Raw genomic sequence first — 18413 nt, 5'->3', positions numbered from 1 at the left:
GCGTAGGCGAAAAATTTCAACACCCAAGCCTAGTCGTATCTTTATGTGATATGGATCTCAGGGTAGTTGCGTTGGCGAACTGCTCCAAGGTTTATTTGAACTAACGTACCCGTTAGCTTAATGAAGGGCGAATGCCCAATGCGTGAAAATGGTATTTCTGTTTTACCTTGTATCTTTATTATCTTTAGACTTTCGAGCAAACAGCAGTTGGATAGTTATTGCACCGATAAAGACAATTAAATATATGGGACAATCTTCTTTCAAATCAATAAAACTTGTTTTTGCTTTTCCTGTAATGATTCCATATACAATTAGAACTACAAACCAAGTTACGAAAGCAAAAGCGGTAAGTCGATTAATGAGGTTCTTGTATTGATTAAAATATTTTATTTGATGTAATGAAATGTTTGTAGCTATTATTACTACAAAAATGATCATTTCCACTCTCTATCATTCGTCCTTTGGCATAGATTTCTGATAACGTCTTTTTGCGAACTTAGTAAAAATCCGTCACACCTATGTTATTCGTGAAGTGATTACGCTATCCTGCCCGTTAATTGAGGAAACGGCAGCCGTTCGCTAACCGGCTGCCGTCGTGGGTTTATTCAGCTATCGTACCCGTTAGCTTAACCTTCCCACCACGTGGCAGGTGACTTTTTCCCCTCTACCATAGGTGAAGAAGCTAAGATAAAGTTTTTAAACAATCCAAATCCTGCATAGCCTACATTCCCCACTATTTGTCCTTCTCTTTTATAAGATGCATAGAATTCGTGATACGAAAATACGAGGTAACTTCTACTTCTTACAATAACGTGTTCAAGATTTGGGTTGTTTTGTGTTTGTAATACTCTTTACGAATATGTCTTTCAAAATCAGCGGTACTCGGATTAGTCCATACCAAAGTCAGTATTAATGCACCTAAAAGTAAAATAAACAATCTCAAAGGAAACCCTCCTACAAAAACCGCCTGTACAATAAGAGTATGCTTCCTTTCAAAATGCCATGATACTTATCCAACCTTTTTGAAACAAGCTGCCGTTACTTCAATCATCAGAACTGGAGCAGGTCGTCGCGGCGCCTGCTCCAGTTCTGATAATTATACTATCGTACCCGTTAGCGTAACGTGGCTGCAAAAATTCGAAAAGTCAGTGACGAGTACCTTCATTTACTATCCATTAAACGCTGGAGTCAGCTATCCAGCGAACGCTATTTAGAATGAGCCGTTGGATAGCCTCCGGCTTGAAAGAATCTGCCCTATGACCCGGATGTAAATATACTACCTTACCTAATCCATAATTGTGTTCCCACATAGAAGGCCATCTTTTCCCATGGTATTCGTACTCAATTAGAACTGTACGGGGGGTGAAGGGATCAAATTCAAACTGATATGGCTCCTCTTCGATCGTAAAGTCCGCCACTCCTTCTAAGAGTGGATGTTCGTTCATAATTCTATAAAAATGAAGCTTTTGATAGGGCGGGTGGGTAACAAATTTGGCACCGATTACCTGCAGCAGCTCGTAGCTGCCCGCCAATGAAATACCGTTATGAATGGCAAGCAATCCGCCTCCCCCTGCAACGAACCTCAGCAAACCGGCAATTTGCCCGGATGTAAGTTTTCTTGTCCAAATATCAGCATACGAGATAACTGCCGCATACTCGCTTGTATTGAGTGTCGATAAGTAATCATAGTTCCGGGTTACAGTCAGACGGAATTCTCCGCCTAATATCTTTTCCAATTCATTCTGTACAAGCTCGAGAGGGTGCCAAGCCCCAAGATGATCATCACCTATTATCAAAATTCGTTTCTTAGCCATTTCAGTCATCTCCTTGGAATAAAAATGTGTTACGATAGGTAGACGGAGAAATCTGATAATGGACGCAGAATTGGACAAAAATTATTTGAAAGGATCAAATAAATGACAGTAGAAATTTCCCTGTTATGGAGTGACTATTATCTACGGCTCAAAAGGTTTGTCGCGAATCGAATCCAGAACCAAGCGGATGTAGAAGACATTGTACAAGATGTTTTCATAAAGATAAACGATCATATAGACGATCTGAAAGATGAGCAAAAGTTGTCATCGTGGATCTATCAAATCGCTCGAAACAGTATGGTAGATTATTTTCGTAAGAAGAAATGGGATGACGAGCTGCCAGCACAATTACAGATAACTGACGAATACGAAGAGCCGGATCTAGCCCAAGAGGTCATTGCCTGTTTCGAATCGGTAATCCAACAACTGCCGGAAAAATATAAGGAAGCGGTGGAGCTCTCCATGTTGAAAGGAATGTCTCAGAAAGAATTGAGTGAACGGCTTGGCATCTCCTATTCTGGTGCAAAATCAAGAGTACAGCGTGGACGTGAGATGTTAAAGGAGTTACTGACCGGCTGCTGCCATATTGAGTCGGATCGTTATGGGAACATTATTGATTTTCAGATCAAATGGCGCTATCCTTCTTGCTCTAGTAATGAGTAAGGAGGGCAGCTGAGGAATGGCGACTAATGCAACACTCGTAAATATTATGAAAGTACTGCTTTATCTCACTCCTAATGCTCCAAGACTCATCTGCCATACTTAGAAGTGCCTGAGAGACCAACAACAGATGACTCGATTTTTCTTTCTGACTTATTCCATTCCCTGCTTCTAAGTTGATAAGCAACTTATCAATAACCATGATAAACCTAAGCGCCGCAGACACAGTAAAACCGAATCGAGCAAATGTTGAATTTCCGTCCCACCCTGCAGCTCTAAGCCCTTGCATATAACTAAGAAATAACTCTTCCTTATATTCTTCTACCATGTTAACTGGAATTTTCCTTTTTAATAATGCATATCCAAACATCCGACCGAGCTCTTCTCCTACGCCTGAGATACTTGCAAACTGCCAATCAATCGCCATTAGTGAATCGTGTTCATCTATTTGCTCCAGAAAAATGTTATCCCAGTGTACGTCTTGATGTGCAAATACACGGGGCAGAAATTCTAAAGTTTCCAGTAAGCTATTTACTCTTGATCTATTGTGAAAATAGCTCTCCCATGTTTCACTCATACCATGAAATTCATTCAAATGTTTATCCCATATTACTTTTTGTTCTTCTATGGGTTTGGCATATGCAGTACAAATCTCTACCCAAGAACGCATCCAAGTGCGGCAAAAGAAAGAATCGGTCGGGAGAGGATTTCCTAATAAATAATCACCATTATATTTTCCGAGCAAGTAGGATATTTTACTCATGTGCATGTAGGACCAGTCACATTGGTTAGACTCAATAGCTATATCCTCGAGCCAAATCCACATATTGCCATGAGCATCCTCTTCCACTGCATAGCATTTTGGCGCCCTAATACCAGAGGGCAATTGATTCAGTATCCCTGAACGGTAAACCAAAGCTTCACGTTTCCAGTAATAGTAGTGATCCACTTGATTTCGCAGAGAATTATTATTTTCTCATCCCTTTATTTAAAGAACATGCAACCTAAGTAAGGCGTGCAGAGAAATAGCACTGTTTTTTCCGAAATCGGTTCATCGAAGTAGTGCTTTCCCTAGTAAAGGTACATACTGCACTAACTATGGCGTCAGCTCATTTCCCGCTTCGCCAGCCTCGCCGTTACTAACCTCTGCACGGATCGTGTCCGTATAGGCAACGAACATGTAGGTCTCCTTTTCTGCCAGTTGGTTGATCGTCACCGAAGTTTCCCCCATAAGCGGAATGGTTTGTCGAACGCCGTCCCAACCGATTACTTCCAATTTGTAAGCACCCGGGGGAATGCCAGTAACGGTATAAGAAGTTCCTGCATGATTAGTCCAAAAAGGCCGGTTTTGCCATACCCACATGGTCTTGCCGCTGCCGCTCAGTTTGTATTCTCCGGTCTGCTTTGGATCCATGGACACAAACGACATGCCTCTTGTCTTGTCCAGAACGGTTTGCAGCGTGATGCCGCGTGCGGTGGGCGTCCAAGGGGCCAAACTCGAATTCATCCCGTAATTCGTATCGACTGCCGTCGAGTTAAAGAGGCTCCAAGGAAACGCGAATTGGGTGGCGGACGTTACCCCGTCGTTTTTCACGACGCCAAGATGATCCCAAATTGCCGTAAGAAAGCCTTTGGCAGCTTCCTCTTCGGTAACGAGCCGCTTCTTGAAATTGAATTCAGTCGAGTAAAAATTAACGTCCGCTGTAATGCCGGACACACGCTTGACCGAATCGAAATTACTTTGCGCGGAAAATTTGTACATGCCGTCCATGGGACTATACTGAACATCGAAATAGGTGTGAAGATCGATTCCGTCAAGCTTGCCGGTGTTGTAAAGCTCGGCTATGGCGGGGCCGTAGCCTCGGAGCGAATAATCACTGTTCGAATTAGCTCGAGCAAAGCCGCCAGGATTCACTTTCAAAATGGTATCGACAGCATGAACGCCGTCAGCTAGCCCTTCGAGCGCGTTGCGGTACGCGGTTTTGTCTATTAAATTTTCTACGTCAGGCTCATTCATTGCCGTATATACCGTTATTCCCCAGTCTTGTATGCCATTCGCCTGCGCCCAGACGCCGCCAGGCCGGAACCGTTCTGCGAAATCGTGGCCGATGCTATACCAATAGTTGTAATCGCCGAGCGGCTGCCCGTTATTCGCATAAGAACCGTAATATTCGAACAACAATATCGGGGTCACTCCGCTCTGGTACGCTTGCAGCATCACGCTGTCCAATCGTTCCGGTGTCGGCTGTCCGTTCGCATAATAATATTGAGGGTATACGTTCATACGAGCCATACTGGCCCCTATGGTCTGAAGCGCGAGAAACTGATTGATTTGCGTAACGCTTCCGTTCGTGAAATTGCCGCCTCCCATAACGGAACCGATCTGCTGTCCCGGCGTTAATGCCAGCACATGATGACCGAACAACAGCAGCCCCGCCACTGTCAAGGAAATTGCCTGTGTTATTTTGTTCACAAGACCATCCGCCTTTCCGATTCGATTTGGTTTCCGCTTACTTTTTCAACGCATCGATTTGCTTGGAGGCTTCTTCCTGTGCTTCCCGTAACGCTGTATTGATATCTTTGCCGGCCATCACATCTTTAAATTTTGCTTCCAACGGCGGACGCGCTTTACCCGAATACGTTGATTGCGCAACGAAGGGAGCTGGCTTGCTCTTGAAAATCCCCTCGATATGCTTGCCTTTCAGCAGCGGCAGGTCTTGGCCGAAATGCTCGTTCATCTCTGGATTTTTCAGCCCGGACAGCATCGCAGTCGATTTCGTATAAGCAAGCTGCACTTCATCAGAAGTCATCACCTGAAGAGTCTGCATCGCCTGCTCGCGATGTTTGCTTGTCGTCGTAATGCAGAGCGCATAAGCCTTCACCATACCGTATAAATTCGGCTTATCTTTGAAGCTCGGGTATTGGGCTATATCCCAATTTACATCGGACTGCATAAGGCTGCTTACAACACCATGGGATGCGTACATTGCCACATTTTTATCTTTGGCGAAGCGGTTTACCGTTCCCGCGTGATTCGATATCGTATTCTGGTTGCCGGGGATGCTGTATATTTGCTTCAGCGTTTCGAATACTCTTTTCCAGCCTTCGGTATCAAGCGTCGCCTTCTGTGTTATCGGATCAACAAATGGTAATGACAGCGAATTGCCAAGCTTCTCCGGCCCTTCCGGATCGAGTCCCTTGTATTGGATTCCTCCATCTTCGCGCGTCAGCTTCTTTGCCAGCTCGATCGCATCTTCCCAGGTCATTCCGTCCTTCGGATAAGCTACGCCGAACTTATCGAACAAGTCTTTGTTGTAAAACAAAGCATAGAAATCTTGCGCGAACGGCAGTCCATACAAAGTCTCTTTCTTATCCCTGTCGCGCATCCCGTCCAGCACCTGATCATCGAATCGGCCGAGGTCCAGCCCCGCTTTCTTGACATCCGCCGTAATATCGCTAAGGAGCTTCAAATCCTGAAATTGTACCAGCACGTCGTTCCAGGCCATAATGATATCGACTTCATTGTCACCGCTTGTTACGATGCTATCCGGCTGCATGTTCGGTCCGCGCACTACCTGCTGCAGCGTAATGTTCGGGTATTTTTTCTTGACGGGCTCGGCAATCAGTTTCTGAAACACATCATCCTGGAAAATCGCGTCCCACATATAAATTTTCAGAGTGACCGGCGGCGCCTCGGTTTTTGAGGCCATAGGTGCGTTACCTGTGTTGCTGCAAGAAGCAGTTATTGCGGCGAGCATCAATGCTACCGCTGTTTTTCTCACAAGTTGATGAACCAAGGCATTAACCTCCCTTTCTTTTTTTAAAGACTTGCCTAACATCAATTACCTTTTAATGTAAACCCTTACAATTCGTTATAGTACCAAATGTGTATTTGGTTTAAAATAGACATAATGGACAATATTTCAATAAAAATGGCCTGATCATACAAAATGGGGGGGAACATAGTATGAACATTCAATTTCGACGGGATTATGACGATCTGGACTTGCGGATTCAGATGGGACATTTACAAATCAACGTATGGTATATTCGTTTCGTTCCTGCCTCCCTTCGAACGAATAAGAAGCATGCGCACGGTGGCTACGAACTGCATTTCATCCCGTATGGGTTCGGACAGCTCATTGCCGATGGAAACCATTACGAGATTACGCCCAATACGTTTTATTTAACCGGCCCCATGATCTATCATGAGCAAATGACCGATCCCGATAATCCGCTTGCGGAATGCTGCATTAACTTCGATATCACTGTAACGAAGAAAAGAAAGCAGTACAACGAGTTCATCCGCATTGAAACCGACGAAATGATCGAAGCGCTATCTTCCACAAGGTTTTGGTTCGGGGAGGACGAGTACCGAAGCATCGAGCTGTTCCAGAAAATTATGGATGAATTGGACAACCGAATGGTCGGCTATTACCACAATATCCGGAGCTATATATCGCAAATCATTGTTAACGCCGTTCGCAGCTACCGTGGCGAGAATAAAGCTGATTATGCACTGCCCCGCAAAACGTTAAACGAAAAAAGAGAGCATCTGCTCGATGCTCTCATGAACTCGGATACACCCGATATGTCGCTGGATCAAATGGCGGTCGAACTAATGGTCAGCAAACGCCATCTGCACCGTCTTATGAAAAAACAATTCCAAATGACATTCAAGCAAAAGCTATCGCAAGAAAAGTTGGAGACTGCTAAGAAGCTGCTGATCGAAACGAATCTCACCATAGACGAAGTGGCTCACTCGGCCGATTACTCGTCGAGCAGTTACTTTTGCAAAAAGTTCAAAGCGCACACCGGTATGTCGCCCACCAAGTACAGGCAGGCTGCGATACGGGAATAGTCAAACGGGCGCATTTGTAGGAGCAAGGTTACGAAGGCTTACTTGCTGGATTTTCGCTCCAGCAGCCATGCTCCCTTTATGTTAGCAGCCTGATACTGAGGTCAGATCCATCCTTTACTGCACTAACTGTGCATCGCGAAACAATGTGGGATCCTTCGGCGTCGTCCCGACTCCCGATCCCCACTGCAAGAAACCGTCGCGTGAATCGCCCGTGGAGCCCCGGTCATCGTCATTTACGAGGAATGACATTCCGATGGTATGCGCCGGCGGCCCGCTAAACCCAAGCGAGGCCCACGGCACAGAGATGACGTAGTGCATGATGCTGCTGCTTTGAATGATACTTGCTTGGGCTCCAGGGGTTGGTCCCGCCTGCTGGCCAGCAGGTGCTGCGAAGGTGTAAACCGACGGTCCGCTGTCGAGAAGCGCTGCACCGAATTCAACACGCTGGCCTCCGGCCTGCCCAGGCACCCGGTCGTAGGTGCTGAACTGGATAGAATCGGTCTGCCACATGGTGTTCGGTGTGCGTGCACCGAAATGTTTGTCGTCGGTGATCGTGGCGTCGATCACGAGCCCCTCATTGTTGTAGTTGATACGCAACTGCCCGCTTAGGTCGCTGTTCCCGCTGCGCGTCCCTAATATCGATACCCAGGTCGCTTGCGTCGCCAGGTCGATTGCCGGCAAGCTTTGGTGGTCCACGGGCTCGATGGGGGCGTACGAAATCGAGCCGGATGAAACGTCCGAACCGCTGGCGCTGTCGACCGCCACGCTATAGCTCAAGGAGTCAAACAACGGAATGTCAGAGAGCGGAACCCGCATCGAAGCGGTTCCACTTGCAGGGACATACACCCTATCTGACACTGTCCCTGATGCCGGCCCTACTTGGTAGGTAACTTGGGTCGCCGTGAGGATACTGCCCCGATTATTCTTCAGCGCGAGGTCGAGAAAGTAATTTCTGGACGCAGCGTCCGACGTGATCGTCGGTTGGATGCTGATCTCGAACGGCTTGACGACCTTTGTCGTCGTCCTCAAGCCGGCTACAAGACTCGGCCTGTGCTTGTCATTGTCTCCTTTCCCCGGCTTCACTTTCGTTACATCGACGGACACAGTCCGCTGGCCGAGGAGCGTGCTTGCGGGAATGCTAATGGCTGCACTTGTTACCTTGCCTGGAGAAGTGCGAAGCTTAACCGGCTGTGTCCCGCTTGCAGTGAGTGTCAACTCATTGGGAAGGTCCGTCTTGCGGTTCGATCGGTCTGCAGTCACCGTAACAAGAACCGTATCTCCTTGGATCGACCGATCGGCGACTTTCATCGTGACCGCTGACTGCGTCACACCCAAGCTGTCAACGTTGCCGGTGACGTAGATCGGGCTGCCGGTAAGTGTCAGAACGACCATACCGTCTGTCGGATTCACCGTCTGCGTTGAGCCAAACTCATTAGTGATAATAAGAGGCTCGGTAGTGTGCAAAGCAATGGTCTCGGAGCCGGTGGACCACATTACCCGAGTCGTCGAGCCTCCTCCCGTATAAGGATACGAGTAAGCTGTAGCGGAGCCGAGGTCATCGCGAGCACCAAGGGTCTTTCCGGTCACCGCGCGAATAAGCACAGCGTTTGTGACAGCTCCCGGCTTCGGAGCTACGCCGGCTACACCATCAACGGGCTGTCTGAATAGCCCAAAGTGATGCTCCCTATTATTGGGGTCCTTACCGTCATCCATAGCCGAGTACCAGCTGAAGACGTCCACACCTGCTGCCATTGCCAGCACCTGAGCACGCACCAGATTGTCCGCTTGCTGGGGCTCTGTGGAGGCGGCGGCATACGTCGGCCAGCCGTTTTCCGTAATCCATACCGGGACATCCCGAGTTCCTGCTGCCTGCTTCACCTGCTGCACCAAAGCAGGAAGCTTCGACACCAGCAATGTATGCTCGGGCGGGGTGTTGGCACCCTCCAGGGCGTAACCATAGACATTTGTCGCGAAAGTATCAATATAGTTGATGCCGCCTGCTGCGAAAAAGGCATTGTTCCAGTTATCGTCAATGGTGGACGGAATCGGGCCTATAACGTTCGCGTCCGGGTTTCCTTCGTGAATGGGGCCGTACATGGCCTGAAGCATCTGCACGTAGCAGGCTGCTGTTGTCCCGCAAGCGCCGTTGTTGAAGCCGGTGCCATTGAACTCATTGTAGATGTTGAAATCGCGGACCTTGCCCTTATAGTGCTCGGCAGCAGCTTTCCCGAACTGACCAAATGCAGCTAGACCAGCCGCGGAGCTCGGCGTTTTCCCGTTATCATAATTGGCGTTGTTGTAGGCCAGGACACCCTGGGGAGTCATGCCGAGGTCAAGAGACTGTTGGGACTTCGCTTCAAAGCCATACCCGGCCCAGTTGTATACGCCGGGCTGCTTTTCAATTAGGGACCAGTTCACATCGCTTCGAACGTGGCCGTAGCCGATGGTCGCCAAAGAGTTCATGAGCCCATCTTCGAGGGATTTGTAGTGACCGAAATGGGTGCTGATCCCGAAGAAGGAGTCAGGACTCAAGGCGCCTGCTGGCGTGGGGGTCACAATGCCAAACGTTGTGGTGCGAGTTAGTGTTTGGCCATCAATCACACTTGAGAAAGTCAGGTTGTAGAATCCCGGCCCGAGGTCCTGTACGGATAGCAGAGCATGTCCGTCAGTGCCTACGGGGGTAGATCCCGTGCGAAGACTTACGCCCTGATCATCTGAAATGGCATATGAAACTGAATCACCCACCGTACCGAAATCCAGGGTTGCGGAATTGGTTGTGAAGAGTAGGCTCGGGTTCATCAGTGACAGCGCTGGAGTCGTTGCAAAGGTCACTTGGACTCGTGCGAAGCAGATTTCTGGGATGACGCCGTTGAGGCTGTGAACGCGAAGACGGAAATCTGCGCCGTTCGTACCGTTGGCGAACTTGATTCCGCTCAGTTCAAAGATCTGGTTCTTCCAAGTCTGACTGCCGCTCGTAGGCATCCACGGGGTGGCCTGAAAAGCGTTGCTCTGACCATCGTACTCTATGGCTATGGTCGTCGCCGCTGCATCAAAGTAATCAACAGACACAACCGCGTACGTCGCGCCTGCAGGTTTTACGGAGCTTGCGACATCAACGTAGACGTAGGGGTTCAGCGGATTTTGTGATGTCGTCCAGCACGCCATGCCGTTCTTGGTCGTCGCGGCATGCGCCGGATCTTTGTCCGCGTCACCGGGCCAAGCCTTGTTGATACCGCTGTAAACCGGAGGCGAACTCAAGATTGCCACGGCCTGCGGATGGGCAGCTATGGCCATAGGCGCCATCCCCCCAAGTACGCTGACGGATACAAGCAAAACAAGCATCAAACGGATCATCCACTTTTTCACGAACATCACGTTCACTCCCTTATATTGGGCTAAAATCCAATTTCATTTTGTAAGCGGTTACCTTTTTGGGGTTTAGTCGCCTATCAATGGAATTCTAAAGAGTGTGTGATGAATTCATGCCCGGCCAGCGGTTGAGGGGGTTTCAATTGCTTCTCTAACTCCCTGCTGACTCTCCGGTCACTTTTTCACCACGTTTTCTAAAAGACAGATCACTGCGAATGCATAAACCGACTTTCTGTCGCTCTTGTCCCTGCATCCATGCGGCTTACTCAACCGCCTGGATGGCGGAACAATGAATGGCTCAGTATGCCGTACCTCCCAGATTAATTCATTTCCGCTGCCCAAGCAGCGCTTGCAGGCATCGGAATCCGCTCCACCTCTCCTTCTATAAATTGACCCCGCAGCTGGAGAATGAACCGGATGTGGGAGGGCTTGACCTCACGGACATCCTCAAGCCCCCGGAACACACAGAGCGCAGCTGCCGTTCCCGCCGCTTCCCCAATGGCGCTGACCGAAGCCATAATCCGGTAGGAGCTGTGGGCTTCGTGGGTGCCGCTGATGCATCGGGAGCTGAGTAATAGATTGGCGCAGCCCTTGGGAATAAGCGAACGGTATGGGATATGGTAATAGCCTGGTTCAGGAATGCTTTCCAGCCTAGTGGCGCCTCCATCCGGACTATGAATATCCAAGGAGTAGGCGCATGCCGCCACCATATCATCAAAGCGCCTGCTCTGCAGGCAGTCCTCTGCGGTCAGTTCATATTCTCCGACAATTCGCCGCCCCTCTCGGACACCCAGCTTGGGGGCAATGTAATCCAGCTTCGCATGATGGAAAGCAGGATGCTGCCGAATGGCCTCAAACAACTCCTGCACCTGCCGAATTCCCTCTTCCCTGCCTCTTATAACCGTTTCTGGGCGGGTAGGGTCTACATCCAGCACCGAAGTAGAATTGAAGAGCAGGGCTTTGCCGTCTGGGTAGGGGAAACAAGTGATGCCCTGTCGGGGGTTGCCGGTGCGGCCTGCCGCTTTCATGTCGAGATAATAAGGTAATAGCTCCCTGCGCAGCGAATGGATAGCCGACCATTGCCGAATATCCGGCTCCTTCAGCAGGGAGCAGTCTATGCCGCTGACCTTAAAGGTCGCCGTAGCGGATTGCAGCCTGCCGTCGCCTTCTCTACCCAGTCTGTACTCCAATCCCGCCAACGCGGAAAGATTGCCGTCGGCAGTGGCATCGAGGTATATTTTGGCGGTAACCGCTACCGTTCGGCTGCCCTGGATATGCAGACGGACAATTCGTCCGTTCTGCTTATCCGCTTGGATCACCTTGCAGTCGGTCCATAGCGTAAGGGTCGGTTCGGAAGTGAGCAGCCTCTCGTATGCAGCTTTCAACTCCTGCTCATCATAAGTAGGAACAAGCTTCTCATTGTAATGCGTATATGAAGCAGGAAATAGCTCTCGGTGAATGCCGCTGGTAATCGGTCTTCCCCGGGAATCCCGGAAGGTGCATATCAAGGATACGCTGGAAAATACACCTGTCCCCCCCACCTCCTTGGCTTGCTCAATCAGCAGCACTCTCATCTGCAATCTTGCAGCAGCTAACGCAGCGCTTATTCCTCCGACACCCGCGCCGGCTATAATGATATCAAAATCAAATGACTCACTATTCATATCTTAGACCTCCCAAATGCGTGGCTTCACAAGACAAGCCCACAGAACAAATGCATTGTCCTCCGGCAACTAACTCGTAACGCACCTCATTTTCTTTACCTAGCCGCATTATTTCTTAGCCTGCTTCGCATACAGCTCCGTATAATCCTTGATCATCTGGTCACCGCCCTGGGAGCGCCACTTCTCCACTTCTTTATTGAAACCAGCTTCATCAAGGGTTCCCATAATGAATTTGACACGGGCGTCGGCAATGATCTTGTTCAGCTCCGTTCCCTTCTCCACAGCCGTCTGTGAGATCAAGGGCTCTACCGGATTGGATATGGCAATGGCTTCGTTGGTTTTCATCATGGTGCGGAATTTATTGTCCGCCTCCCCCTTCCCCTTCCAGATCATCAGCGCACCGTCATAGGTGGGCAGCTGCTTGAGAGGAGATACCTCGTTGGCATACGCCGTCTGGTCAGAGATGACCGGCTCTCCGTCCGCTCCTTTGGTGTAATGGACACCCTCGATCCCCCACGTCCAGGTATACATCATTTGGTCATCGACGATTTTGTCGAAGAAGCCAAGAAGCTGCATCAGCTCCGCCTCCGACTTGACGGTGGCCTTCGGGAACACGAACATTCCGTTATATCCGGTCGTTGCAAACACCCGCTCACCCTTAGGTCCCTGAATTTTGCTGACAATATCGATCTTGGCAGCAGGGTTGGCTTTCTTCAGCTCGTTTCCCCCGGTGATCACGAAGTCGAGGGTAGTGAACAGCATGCCAGCCTTGCCTTGATAAAATTGCTCTTGCTGTTTGTTGACTTTGGTTGCCGCGAAATCCTGGTTAATCAGCTTTTCGTCATACAGCTTCTTGTAGAACTTCATCGCTTCCATATTTTCTTTAGTCATAAATAGGGGAACTGCTTTGCCATCCTGAATAGCCCATTGGTTCGGCGCTCCGAAGAAAGAGGCGATGGTCTGAAAGCCGGTGAGTCCCATGGCGCCGGCGCCTCCGGAATCCTCGGCTTCCACTAGCCCGAAGGTATCGTTTTTGCCGTTTTTGTCCGGATCGTTTAAAGCGAATGCTTGGATAACCTTGTAGAGATCATCGATGGTCTTGGGTTGCCGCAAGCCCAGATTGTCCAACCAATCCTGCCGGAAGGCGACACCCTGGCGGGCCAGCGCTCTGGCGCGGTACAAACCGTAAATCTTGCCATCCACGGAGATATTGTTCAGTACCTGCTCACTAGCGTTGTACTTGCTCAGGTTGGGAAACTCCTTGATATAGGGGCCGATCTCCCAGAACATGCCCGACCGCTCTGCATTGATGATGGATGAGGACTTGGTATCCGCAATCATCAGTACCTGAGGCAGATCATTGGAGGCGATGGAGACGTTAACTTTGTCATTGTAAGCGGACGCCGGAACCCAAGTGGCATTGATCTTGGTATTCGTGTATTCCTCGATCCGCTTAATTATCGGATTGTCGGCCTTGGGAGGCTCTGTCGACGAATACTGGTTCATCATCGTGAATGTAAACTGTCCGTTTGATGTTGTGTTTGTGTTTTTCGCTTCCTGATTACCGCCACACGCCGATAAACTGGCGGCCGTCAAAATGACTGCAAGACCCGTTAGGGACATTTTGTGGTTTAACTGCTTCATGTCTTACTCCCCCTCATCATATTGAAGATATTGTATCAAAAGATGAACAGGTCATCCTTTAACTGAACCTAGCAGCACTCCCTTGGCGAAGTGCTTTTGCAAAAAGGGATAAACCGACAGAATCGGGACGGTGGAGAACACGATAACCGCCATGTTGATAATCTTGGACGGCGGAGGGGGCGCCTCGTTCATATCGGACAACCCTTTCTCCGACAAGATCACGATCTGTCTTAACAGGACCTGAATAGGCCATTTCTTTGAATCGTTGATGTACAAAATAGCGCTCAGAAAGGTATTCCAATGAGTTACTGCATAGAATAGCGCAAATGTCGCAATAGCAGGCAGAGATAGCGGGATGACAATACGGAATAAAATCCCAAGGTCATTGCAGCCGTCGATCTTGGCGGATTCCTCCAAACCGTCAGGCAGCTGCTGAAAGAAATTTTTGATGATGATCATATTAAAAGCACTGATCGCGCCAGGAATCATAAGCGCCCAGTAGGTATTGGTGAGGTGCAGCGCTTTGACAATCAAAAAGGTAGGCACTATGCCTGCGTTGAACACCATCGTGAAGATAACCATGAGCATGATGGGACGGCGTCCGTACAAATCTCTGCGGGCAAGCGGATACGCCATCAGCACCGTCAGCAGCAGGTTCACAAATGTCCCTATCACCGTTACCCCAATGGTGACTGCCAGGCTGCGAAGCAGTATGGGAGTAGAGAAGATGTAACGGTAGCCCGTCAACGAGAATTGGGTTGGAAATACGAGGAAGCTTTTGGCCAACACCTCCTGCTCCGTCGCGAAGGAAATCAATAGGATATATAGAAACGGGATGAGCATCACAGCCGCCACCAAAATCAGGATGGCAATGTTAGTCCACTCGAAGAGCTGGGTTCCCCAGCTTCGGTTTTGTTGATTCATAGACTAGTACACCCCTTCCTCACCGAATTTTTTGGCCATCCAGTTGGAACCAATGACCAGTACAAATCCGACAACCGACTTGAAAAGTCCGACTGCGGTACTGAAACTGAACTGCCCTTGCGTAATCCCCGCCGTATACACATAAGTATCAAACACTTCCCCGACCTCTCGGTTAATCGGATTCAGCATCAGGAAGATTTGCTCAAAGCCCGTGTCCAAAAAGGTACCTAGCCGGAGGATGAAAAGAATGATAATTGTAGAGCGGATGGCCGGGAGCGTCACGTGCCATAGTTGTCGCAGCCTACCCGCACCGTCCATTTTTGCAGCTTCGTAGAGCTGGGGATCGACTCCTGCCAAGGCTGCAAGGAATATAATGGTTCCCCAGCCCGTTTCCTTCCAAATGACTTCCAGTGTGATCATCGTTCTAAACCAGTCTGCGCTGGCAAGAAAGTTGATCTTGTTCCCGCCCATTGCCTTGATGGCTTCATTCACCAGTCCTCCATCCATGGTAAAAAAGGTATAGGCGATGCCGACCACCACGACCCAGGAGACAAAATGGGGTACGTAGATGACAGTCTGTATAACCCGTTTGAATTTCTCACGGCGTACTTCATTAATCATAAGAGAGAGCAGGATCGGTGCGGGAAAAAAGAAGATAATATTGTACCCGGCCATCACCAAGGTATTCCTCAGAAGCATCCAGAACACCGGATCATGGAACAGCCGCTCGAAGTGCTTCATGCCAACCCACTTGCTGCCGAAAAAGCCCAGATAAGGCTGATAATCCTTGAAAGCCATAAGAAGTCCCCACATGGGGGCGTATTTGAACAACAGGAAGTAAAGGACTCCAGGGGCCAGCATCCCATACAGCCATTTGTTCCTCCCTATCTGGCCCCAGAAGCTTTGCTTCTTCGGCCCAGCTACAGACATTTCAAGCGCAAGATTTCCTTTGATTTGATTCATCTTCGACTCCACCTTCGTGTTTCTTGTCTTGTGCGTATCTTCAAGATAAGCGGCCGACAAGCGGAAGTCTATAATCGAGGTATAATCATTAGGAAGGGAGTTTGTCGCTGTAGGGGCTATAATCATCATCACGTGTGGAATAATCATGTCTACATCAAAGAAGACCCCCAATGACAGGTTGGGAGCCTATCGCAAGGAGTCTCGATTTGTTATGTTCATATTTTATGATGGCCGTGCAATTCCCGGTATTGTCCGGGCGTCATATTCTCCATCTTGCGGAAAAAGCGGATGAAATTCTGAGGGTTAGTATAGGTCAGTCTTTCCGCGATATCCGCGATCTTCATATCTGTCTCGACCAGCCATCGCTTCGCCATCTGCAAACGGTAGTTTTGCAGGTACTCACTGAAGCTGATCCCTTTTTCCTTACTGAACAGCGGACCCAAATAGTTGGGGTGGTAGTTCAATTGCCTCGCGCAAGCCTCAAGGGTAAGCTCGGTGTCGAAGCTCCGGTGGATCAAATCCGTCAGCTGGTCCGATATTTTCTTGGTATGAGACTTGCTCTGCTGTTCCATCCTGCGCATGACCGGGGCAATGACGGTATCGCTAAACCAATAACGTATTTCCTCCTGGGATCTGAGATCGAGCAGTCTGTCAAAAAGCAGCTTTTCCTGATCAGGTGGTAATTCTATCTCTGTATCTTTCCTTGTATCCGGTGTTATCTCGTACTGTCCAAGCTCGGTAAGCATCGTGTACAGCCTCACCAATGCCATTCGGTATTGGCGCCAGTCGGCTTGCTCTTGAAAGATCAGTTCAATGCAGCGTTCCAACAGTTCGTCAGCCCTTGTCCGCTCCGCCAGCTTAACTGCATCGTAGAGTTCTTTGGCCGCACGGTGCGGGAACACTCTGGATACTACGTCTTCAGGCTGAACATCATCGATAAACAGAACGGATCCCGGGCCGTAACGAATCCGGTAGCGAAGCGCCTCTAGCGCTTGCTCGGCAGAGACAGCAATATCGATGAGCCGCTTCTCAGGACGGCTGATGCCGATGCTAATTTGCAGCTTCAGGTAATGCAGCACGGTTCTCTGGATAAGCTCCGCCATGGCAAACAACCGGTTCTTGTACTCTTCATCCGTAGCTCCCGCCCCTCCGATAACCGTAATCTGGGATTGTTCCAGCATCACCGGATCTAACCGTTCCTCGGCGGGGATCAGCTCTCCAACGATATTTGCGATGGCGAAGAGCAGCAGATCGCGGTCATTTTCATTATACTGGGACTTCTCCAGAGAATCGATCTGAATAGCGAGTATGGCATGCCACTCCCAATTGGCTTGATAGCCATACTCTTTCCATCTGACCGGCAGCTGAGACTCTTTTTCCTCGCCACGAATCAGCTTCATGACAAAAAACTGCTTCAGCTCCCGTACTTGTCCCGTAAGCTGATCCAAGAGGCGGGATTCCGTCTGCAGCATGGATTGCAGCCGATAACCGATCAAGGCAAATTCATCGGCACGGGCTTCTTCTGGCGGTTCTCCGAATCTGTCTCCCATTTTCGCGACCAATTTGCGAACCGGTTGGTAGAACGTCCGGGAACCGAACAGTGCCAGTCCGCCGGTTATCAGAACCATGAGCAGGCATACAATCAGAGTAACCCAGCCTATAGAGCGGGAATCTCGGGTAATATCCTTTATGGATATGGCGGACACATAAATCCAGCCATTATAACTTGACTTGCGCATGATGACGCTTGTATTGTCCCCTTCAAGCTCTACATTGAATTGTCCTTCCGTTTCACTTCGCCTTTGCATCTCGGCAACCAGCTGCTCCAAGCCGGATTGCTGCACTTTCTGATCGCTTCGAGACAACAGGCGGTAATCCTTATCCATGACCATGATGCTGCCAATCCGGCTGTCGGCTGCAAGAAGTCTCGCCAGCTGTGATTCGGCGATGCTCACGATGGCCAGTCCGTCGGCTTTCAGTGAATTCAGAGGGATTTTCTTCACAAGATGTATACTTGGCGAACTCTTGTCCTCATCCGTTACCCAAAGGGAAAATGAAGGCAGCTTCTCATACTGGAGAAGCTGATCCAGATTCTTAACATCGTCGAATGTAAAAATATTGTTGTTGTCGACGCCCCATTGACCTTTTAAATTCAGTACCGTCATATTGTTTATTGTCAGCTCGAAGGTTTGGCTGCGTACCATACTCTGGTACATTTCATTATACACCTGATAATGGGCTGCTGAATAAGGGAGCGACATAGCATTCACTACAAGAGGCGAGCCAATATACTGTGTAACCGAATGATCGATCGTCTTGAGGATTTGCTCCACACGAAGTTGGGTCTGCTGAAGTGTCGCCATGCTGCTATAGTTGACCTTATCCTGAACTATAGAATAGGCTTTGTAATATGAGATCACTCCAATGATGATAACTGGAATAGAACCGATCAGCAGACTGTACATCAAGAGACGGGTGAAATATTTGCTGGAACGAATTTTCATGGCATCTCCC

At 49.1% G+C, this 18413-nt stretch carries 13 protein-coding genes; 2 read left to right on the top strand and 11 right to left on the bottom strand.

Annotated elements, in window-relative coordinates; translation table 11 throughout:
* Positions 1-162 precede the first annotated feature (162 nt).
* Together DVH26_RS09975 and DVH26_RS09970 are read right to left on the bottom strand one after the other, a co-directional pair.
* The gene (locus tag DVH26_RS09975; protein WP_239633541.1) at positions 163-444 is read right to left on the bottom strand and encodes a hypothetical protein; all 282 of its coding nucleotides are present in this window, start codon (positions 442-444) and stop codon (positions 163-165) included.
* Positions 445-1175: 731 nt separating this feature from the next.
* Positions 1176-1814 carry a ThuA domain-containing protein gene (locus DVH26_RS09970; RefSeq protein WP_239633540.1) on the bottom strand — a complete coding sequence of 213 codons (639 nt, stop codon included), beginning with the start codon at positions 1812-1814 and terminating at the stop codon, positions 1176-1178.
* Between the two features lie 102 nt (positions 1815-1916).
* On the opposite strand from DVH26_RS09970, the gene sigZ reads away from it, so the two are divergent.
* Positions 1917-2477 carry an RNA polymerase sigma factor SigZ gene (gene sigZ, locus DVH26_RS09965; RefSeq protein WP_239633539.1) on the top strand — a complete coding sequence of 187 codons (561 nt, stop codon included), beginning with the start codon at positions 1917-1919 and terminating at the stop codon, positions 2475-2477.
* Here sigZ and DVH26_RS09960 read toward each other — a convergent pair.
* The 3 genes from DVH26_RS09960 to DVH26_RS09950 all read right to left on the bottom strand — a co-directional run bounded on the left by DVH26_RS09960 (position 2464) and on the right by DVH26_RS09950 (position 6271).
* Entirely contained in the window at positions 2464-3300 is an 837-nt protein-coding gene (locus DVH26_RS09960) for a hypothetical protein (protein WP_239633538.1), read from the bottom strand. The genes sigZ and DVH26_RS09960 overlap by 14 nt on opposite strands.
* A 270-nt stretch (positions 3301-3570) precedes the next feature.
* Positions 3571-4947 (bottom strand): hypothetical protein, encoded by a 1377-nt coding sequence (locus DVH26_RS09955; protein ID WP_239633537.1) that lies wholly within the window; start codon positions 4945-4947, stop codon positions 3571-3573.
* A 37-nt stretch (positions 4948-4984) separates the two neighbouring features.
* Entirely contained in the window at positions 4985-6271 is a 1287-nt protein-coding gene (locus DVH26_RS09950; RefSeq protein WP_239633536.1) for an ABC transporter substrate-binding protein, read from the bottom strand.
* A 170-nt stretch (positions 6272-6441) separates the two neighbouring features.
* Here DVH26_RS09950 and DVH26_RS09945 point away from each other — a divergent pair, with 170 nt between their 5' ends.
* Complete coding sequence (locus DVH26_RS09945) at positions 6442-7335, top strand: AraC family transcriptional regulator (RefSeq protein ID WP_239633535.1); 894 nt, start codon at positions 6442-6444, stop codon at positions 7333-7335.
* A gap of 114 nt (positions 7336-7449) precedes the next feature.
* Here DVH26_RS09945 and DVH26_RS09940 read toward each other — a convergent pair whose 3' ends face one another.
* The 6 genes from DVH26_RS09940 to DVH26_RS09915 all read right to left on the bottom strand — a co-directional run bounded on the left by DVH26_RS09940 (position 7450) and on the right by DVH26_RS09915 (position 18403).
* Entirely contained in the window at positions 7450-9798 is a 2349-nt protein-coding gene (locus DVH26_RS09940) for a DOMON domain-containing protein (protein ID WP_239633534.1), read from the bottom strand.
* A gap of 1226 nt (positions 9799-11024) precedes the next feature.
* Positions 11025-12368 (bottom strand): FAD-dependent oxidoreductase, encoded by a 1344-nt coding sequence (locus DVH26_RS09935; RefSeq protein ID WP_239633533.1) that lies wholly within the window; start codon positions 12366-12368, stop codon positions 11025-11027.
* A gap of 108 nt (positions 12369-12476) precedes the next feature.
* Positions 12477-14012: an extracellular solute-binding protein gene (locus DVH26_RS09930; RefSeq protein ID WP_239633532.1), complete on the bottom strand. Its 1536-nt coding sequence runs from the start codon at positions 14010-14012 to the stop codon at positions 12477-12479.
* A 51-nt stretch (positions 14013-14063) separates the two neighbouring features.
* Complete coding sequence (locus DVH26_RS09925) at positions 14064-14936, bottom strand: carbohydrate ABC transporter permease (protein WP_239633531.1); 873 nt, start codon at positions 14934-14936, stop codon at positions 14064-14066.
* 3 nt (positions 14937-14939) lie between these two features.
* Positions 14940-15866 (bottom strand): ABC transporter permease, encoded by a 927-nt coding sequence (locus tag DVH26_RS09920; RefSeq protein WP_239635332.1) that lies wholly within the window; start codon positions 15864-15866, stop codon positions 14940-14942.
* Positions 15867-16114: 248 nt separating this feature from the next.
* On the bottom strand, positions 16115-18403 hold the full coding sequence (locus tag DVH26_RS09915) for a helix-turn-helix domain-containing protein (protein ID WP_239633530.1): 2289 nt from the start codon (positions 18401-18403) through the stop codon (positions 16115-16117).
* Positions 18404-18413: the final 10 nt, after the last annotated feature.

Origin of the sequence: Paenibacillus sp. H1-7 (assembly GCF_022354825.1) — a bacterium.
In the GTDB taxonomy this organism is placed as follows: Bacteria; Bacillota; Bacilli; order Paenibacillales; family NBRC-103111; genus Paenibacillus_S.
This window is presented reverse-complemented; position numbering and strand designations above follow the sequence as displayed.

Excerpts from the sequence above, each read along its gene's own strand:
- DVH26_RS09945 (WP_239633535.1), top strand. The coding sequence starts at position 6,442 with ATGAACATTCAATTTCGACGGGATTATGACGATCTGGACTTGCGGATT.
- DVH26_RS09935 (WP_239633533.1), bottom strand. The coding sequence starts at position 12,368 with ATGAATAGTGAGTCATTTGATTTTGATATCATTATAGCCGGCGCGGGT.
- DVH26_RS09960 (WP_239633538.1), bottom strand. The coding sequence starts at position 3,300 with ATGTGGATTTGGCTCGAGGATATAGCTATTGAGTCTAACCAATGTGAC.
- DVH26_RS09940 (WP_239633534.1), bottom strand. The coding sequence starts at position 9,798 with ATGAACTCTTTGGCGACCATCGGCTACGGCCACGTTCGAAGCGATGTG.
- DVH26_RS09970 (WP_239633540.1), bottom strand. The coding sequence starts at position 1,814 with ATGGCTAAGAAACGAATTTTGATAATAGGTGATGATCATCTTGGGGCT.
- DVH26_RS09915 (WP_239633530.1), bottom strand. The coding sequence starts at position 18,403 with ATGAAAATTCGTTCCAGCAAATATTTCACCCGTCTCTTGATGTACAGT.
- sigZ (WP_239633539.1), top strand. The coding sequence starts at position 1,917 with ATGACAGTAGAAATTTCCCTGTTATGGAGTGACTATTATCTACGGCTC.
- DVH26_RS09925 (WP_239633531.1), bottom strand. The coding sequence starts at position 14,936 with ATGAATCAACAAAACCGAAGCTGGGGAACCCAGCTCTTCGAGTGGACT.
- DVH26_RS09920 (WP_239635332.1), bottom strand. The coding sequence starts at position 15,866 with ATGTCTGTAGCTGGGCCGAAGAAGCAAAGCTTCTGGGGCCAGATAGGG.
- DVH26_RS09930 (WP_239633532.1), bottom strand. The coding sequence starts at position 14,012 with ATGAAGCAGTTAAACCACAAAATGTCCCTAACGGGTCTTGCAGTCATT.